The organism is Stutzerimonas stutzeri, from assembly GCF_002890895.1.
Taxonomy (GTDB): Bacteria; Pseudomonadota; Gammaproteobacteria; order Pseudomonadales; family Pseudomonadaceae; genus Stutzerimonas; species Stutzerimonas stutzeri_AB.
The window spans coordinates 1-342 of sequence record NZ_POUL01000022.1; the positions used below are offsets into that span (position 1 = coordinate 1).

The following is a 342-nucleotide window of genomic DNA, read 5'->3' on the forward strand; positions in this document are numbered from 1 at the left end:
CGTTGAAGGTCAGACCAGCCGGGGCTTCACCGACCAGTGCGTAGGTCAGCGTGGCGGTTTCGCCTGCATCGGCGTCGGTGCCGGCAACGCTGCCTTCAATGGTTGCATCTTCGGCAACGGCATTCACGGCAGCCTGGGCAACCGGAACGTCGTTGGTGCCGGTCACGGTGATGACCAGGTTCGCCGCCGCAGAGGTCGCTTCTTGAGCGTCAGTCGCGGTGAACGGAATGGTCAGCACCAGCGGCTCGCCAGCAGTCAGCGAGTCGTAGCTCGACGCATCGAAGGTGTAGGTGCCGTCGGCGTTGAAGGTCAGACCAGCCGGGGCTTCACCGACCAGTGCGT

General features: G+C 64.3%; 1 protein-coding gene. It reads right to left on the reverse strand.

The features are described 5' to 3' along the window. On the reverse strand, positions 1-342 hold a 342-nt coding region (locus tag CXK96_RS20590; RefSeq protein WP_219807549.1), incomplete at both ends, for a VCBS domain-containing protein.